We start from the raw sequence: 3,725 nt of genomic DNA, 5'->3' as shown, positions 1-3,725 counted from the left end.
TTTCAATGATTGACTAAACCAAAATAATATGCAAGTTAAAAGCGTAACAGCTTATCAACCTTAAAGTGAAACGGTATAACCATAGCTTACGGTAGATGAGGAAGTCCCTAAGAAAACGCTATCACACTGATAACTGATAAGTAGGTAAGACCGTTATGCATGAGATTTCACCGCAGACCGTGCAAGCCGCACAGAAACACGCCTTGCAATCACTTGAGCATGGTAAATCGGTAGAAGAGGTTGGTAAGCGGCTACAAAGCGACGACCAAACTAAGCCGGAAATCGGTCAAAGCATTGAAGCGTCTGGAAAAACTATTCAGAAGCAGGCGCAGGAATCTTTGGAAAAGGCGCAGCAATTAAAAGAGGATCCTTCGGTGGAAGTATTTTCTGAATCTGCGCAGGCACATATAAATGCTTCTCAAAATCATATTGAGGCTGTTAAAGAATTTCAAAAGCAAGTGCGAACTCATCTAGATGATCACGATCGCAGTAAATCCAAGCATGAATAAACACAGCGAATCGCACTTCGGACATAACCTCTGGTTTGGAAAATTTCTTACCTCCGCTTTACCTTCACTACCCTAGACTCCACTGTGAACGCTGGAATATCTTGCAGTTCAATTTCGCTCAGGCTGTATTGTTCACAAACTAAGCTTAGACGAGTCCCTGTGGTTTTAACAGCATTCACGGAATGAGTCAGATCGCCTTGAAAATACAGTAAGGTGTTAGCTTGTGGTTTAATCTGCCCGACTTGCTGTTTATGGCGGCGCAGCAGAAGTTCTCCGCCTTGCAAGTTTGACGGTACTTGCACATAAAGAACACTAACCACCACAGGAGGCTCAATCGTTTTGCAGTAAGATCGCAGGGAGCGATCAATATGTGGATCGACGCGGGAACCTTCTTTAAGCAGCAAGGGGTTAAGATAGAAAGCGTTGCAGGTGGGCTGTAGCGCCTGGTCGAGATAGGGCTTGAAGAAAGGAAACCGCCGTTCCACTTCCGCAATTTCTGAACGCTGGAATACCACAGAAAAGCCTTTGGTGTCAACAAAGTCGCGGTTAAGGTTGTTGGTTGCAAGATAGGGGCACGCTAAAATCTCTCCTCGCAAGTCGTTGAGGTAAGTGATTGGGAAGGCGTCTTGGTGCTGAGAAAAGTAATTCAAGTGTTCAAGGAGTTTAGGAGTTTCAAGTTGAACAGAGAATGAACTACAGCTAGCCGCCTAACGGCTGAGCTAGCTGTTTCTGACGCTTCATCTGAGCAACTTGCTTGAAGCTTCCGCACCAAGTAGAGGTTGACTCATCAGCATCTGTAGAGGACAGTTCCTGCCCCCTTGCATAGTTGAGCATTACCATTGCTGCTGCTACATCCCTATCGCATTGATAGTCGCATTTTTCGCAATAATGTACTCTTTCTGCTAGTGTTTTCTTCTTTTGATGACCACAATTCGGGCAAGTCTGAGATGGCTTAACTTTGACCGTGGGAATCTCGATATAAAAACCACCAGCTTCGGTGATTTTGTACTTGATTAACTCTTTAAGGTTGCCAATTGCCACGTCAAGCAACGAACGATTAAGTCCTGACTTTTGACGTTTATTCTTGCCTAAAGAAGAGCGAGTCATCCCTTTAAGGTTTAACTTTTCAGTCGCTACCAAGCTATTACAGCTAACTATTTGTGTAGAGACTTTATGTTGCCAATCTTGCCTTTGTCTGGCAACCTTGGATTGTATTTTGGCTACTGATTTATTTGCTTTTCTCCAACGTCGTGAAGCTTTAACGCCTTTACTCGGAGGTCTTTTTCTACGACTGGTTTTAGCTATTTGATTAATTTTGGTTTGAGCAACTTTAACAAATCTGGGATTCTCAATCACATTGCCATTAGAATCTGCAATAGCATGGTGAGTACCAAAATCTAAACCAACAGCACCTGTATCAGTTTGGGGACGGGTTGGAACACAATCAACAGTGATTGAAGCATACCATTTCCCTTGTTTAAATATAATTGTGCAAGTTTTAGGTTTACCCCAGTCTCTAGCTTGACCACGCATTTTTAAGTTACCTAAATTAGATATTTTTAGATAACCGTTTTTTCCATTTGTGCAAGCTTTCCACCCTGATGAACAAGGATATGTCCATCCTTTGTAGTAACGACTTGATTTGAATTTAGGATATCCAGACTTGAGTTTAAAAAAGCGCTTAAACGCAAAATCAACGCGCTTAACAGTGTCTTGCAATGCATGACTACCAAGCTCTTTATACTCTTCCCAATACTCTTTGAACTCTGGTAAACAATTTTGTTGGTCGAAGTAATCAACCGATTTGCCAAACTTTTTGTAAGAGGTTTTGCGATGCTCAACACAAGCATTGTACAAATCTTTATGAAGTCGTCGCCAATAGTGCATCTTATTGGTTTGAGCTTTATTTGGATAGAGCCGGAAAGTAATTCGCTTAGTAGCCATAGCATATCGACCTCTGCTAATGTCAAAATAGTAGCATTTTGAAAGCATATTGACAACTATGAAACAAGTCACAACGCGAATATCAGACAGAGAATTTGAGCATTTACAACAATTTTGTCAGTTGACAGAGAGAACTCAGTCAGATGTTCTTCGTGAGTTAATACGGAAATTGTCAATTAAGGGGGCGTTGAACCCCCTTAATTGACCGGCTATCCTTCCCCACCCTCAGCCGTCAGGCGGGGTGGGGAAGGATAGCCGATTCTGTTCAGATTTTGATAAATAATCCTACTTAGGAAAGGGTATATTATTATTGTATGGTTTTGGGTGAGAGCGGCGGTGATACGATCAAGGTAATCGCATTCTACTGATATGCATCGAACCTTCATCCCTGGCATTGCTCCACCCCTACTACAGTCTGAACCCGCCTGGTGGTTCGCGTTTGTTGGCAATAAATTGCTGGTTCGCGCCGAAGCAAAGGTCAGCGAAATTCCTAATCTAATCAGTCTAACAGAAATTGGCTTGGAGCCAGTGCGAACCCAATTCCTTGGCACCCTAGATGGTCAACCGTGTTACTCGGCAGAATTGCCCAAGGATGCGATCGCCCCCGATGGGATGGTCTTACAGGGATTACGTGAATTGTACGGAACGTTGGATGAACAGTTGTATGCGCTGAGTGGTCGCGCCATCCAAATCGTGGAATGGGACCGCACTCACCAGTACTGCGGGCACTGTGCGACTGGGACAACCCAATTATCCCATGAGCGTGCCAAACGTTGCCCCAAGTGTGGATTAGTGAATTATCCTCGCCTCTCGCCTGCGATTATCGTTCTCGTTTCTCGCGGCGAAGAACTTTTGTTAGCTCGCGCCCCTCGGTTTCCACCGGGGATGTATAGCGTGCTAGCGGGCTTCGTGGAACCGGGAGAATCGTTGGAAGAGACGGTGGTGCGTGAAGTCCGCGAGGAAGTAGGGATTGAGGTGAAAGATATTCGCTATTTTGGCTCGCAACCCTGGCCATTTCCCAACTCACTTATGATTGGATTCACAGCGACTTATGCAAGTGGTGACATCGTCATCGAACCGCAAGAATTGGTAGATGCTGCCTGGTTTAGTAAGGACAACTTACCGCAGATTCCTCCTAAGTTGAGTATTGCTCGCAAGCTTATCGACTCCTTTGTACTCTGACCAAGTCCCTATGGCGTTCCGCCACGCTGAGGGGATTTCCCTGTTCCCTGTTCCCTGTTCCCTGTTCCCTGTTCCCTGTTCCCTGTTCCC

Annotated in this window: 4 protein-coding genes; 2 read left to right on the top strand and 2 right to left on the bottom strand. The window is 44.7% G+C overall.

Annotated features, from left to right (window positions below; genetic code table 11):
• Positions 1 to 155 precede the first annotated feature (155 nt).
• On the top strand, positions 156 to 509 hold the full coding sequence (locus tag DP116_RS27505; RefSeq protein ID WP_169158150.1) for a hypothetical protein: 354 nt from the start codon (positions 156 to 158) through the stop codon (positions 507 to 509).
• 47 nt (positions 510 to 556) lie between these two features.
• On the opposite strand, the gene DP116_RS27500 is transcribed toward DP116_RS27505, so the two are convergent.
• Together DP116_RS27500 and DP116_RS27495 are read right to left on the bottom strand one after the other, a co-directional pair.
• On the bottom strand, positions 557 to 1,159 hold the full coding sequence (locus DP116_RS27500; RefSeq protein ID WP_169158149.1) for a 2OG-Fe(II) oxygenase: 603 nt from the start codon (positions 1,157 to 1,159) through the stop codon (positions 557 to 559).
• Between the two features lie 49 nt (positions 1,160 to 1,208).
• Positions 1,209 to 2,453, bottom strand: coding sequence for an RNA-guided endonuclease InsQ/TnpB family protein (locus DP116_RS27495; RefSeq protein ID WP_169158148.1), 1,245 nt, complete (start codon positions 2,451 to 2,453; stop codon positions 1,209 to 1,211).
• Positions 2,454 to 2,822: 369 nt separating this feature from the next.
• Here DP116_RS27495 and nudC point away from each other — a divergent pair, with 369 nt between their 5' ends.
• Positions 2,823 to 3,635 (top strand): NAD(+) diphosphatase, encoded by an 813-nt coding sequence (gene nudC / locus DP116_RS27490; RefSeq protein ID WP_169158147.1) that lies wholly within the window; start codon positions 2,823 to 2,825, stop codon positions 3,633 to 3,635.
• Positions 3,636 to 3,725 lie beyond the last annotated feature (90 nt).

Source organism: Brasilonema bromeliae SPC951 (assembly GCF_012912135.1).
GTDB classification, from domain to species: Bacteria; Cyanobacteriota; Cyanobacteriia; order Cyanobacteriales; family Nostocaceae; genus Brasilonema; species Brasilonema bromeliae.
The sequence above is the reverse complement of the archived record's forward strand: the minus strand, read 5'-3'. Positions and strand labels throughout refer to the sequence as shown.

Bases quoted from the DNA above. Each gene is read 5' to 3' on its own strand.
- DP116_RS27505 (WP_169158150.1), top strand. From the start codon at position 156: ATGCATGAGATTTCACCGCAGACCGTGCAAGCCGCACAGAAACACGCC.
- DP116_RS27495 (WP_169158148.1), bottom strand. From the start codon at position 2,453: ATGGCTACTAAGCGAATTACTTTCCGGCTCTATCCAAATAAAGCTCAA.
- nudC (WP_169158147.1), top strand. From the start codon at position 2,823: ATGCATCGAACCTTCATCCCTGGCATTGCTCCACCCCTACTACAGTCT.